Annotated in this window: 1 pseudogene; it reads left to right on the top strand. The window is 36.9% G+C overall.

Annotated features, from left to right (window positions below):
- A pseudogene (locus IPZ49_RS23020) lies at positions 1-498 on the top strand (DUF3732 domain-containing protein); the annotation flags it as partial.

The following is a 498-nucleotide window of genomic DNA, read 5'->3' as shown; positions in this document are numbered from 1 at the left end:
TCGGCTGTTATCCCTATTATTGATTATTGTCTATGTTCTGATAAGTGTGCCATTCCAGTTGGTGTCATTCGAGAATCATGTTCATGGTTTGGTATACTGATTGATACGGCTGAAGGTCCAAAATTACTGGCACGTAAAGAACCTGGTAATCAGCAAGGGACTAGTGAAATGTATATAGAAGAAGGTGATGGAATAATTATACCTTCATTAGCTCCTCAGAAAAATAGTACAATGACACATGTGAAAGGAATCTTGGATCGTTTGGCAGGTTTATCAGATTTAGCATTTGAACCAACTGGACATGATAATTTTCGCAGTCGTCCAAGTTTTCGTGACTTAATGGCATTTATTTTTCAGCCACAAAATATAATAGCAAATCCAGATGTTTTATTCTTTAAAGCAGACACTACAGAGCATAGAGAAAAACTTAAGACTATATTTCCGTATGTATTGGGGGCTATTAGCCCCTTGGTTCTTCAGGCAAGACATGAATTAGAT

This window comes from Enterobacter cloacae complex sp. S2 (genome assembly GCF_015159675.1).
GTDB classification, from domain to species: Bacteria; Pseudomonadota; Gammaproteobacteria; order Enterobacterales; family Enterobacteriaceae; genus Enterobacter; species Enterobacter intestinihominis.
This window is presented reverse-complemented; position numbering and strand designations above follow the sequence as displayed.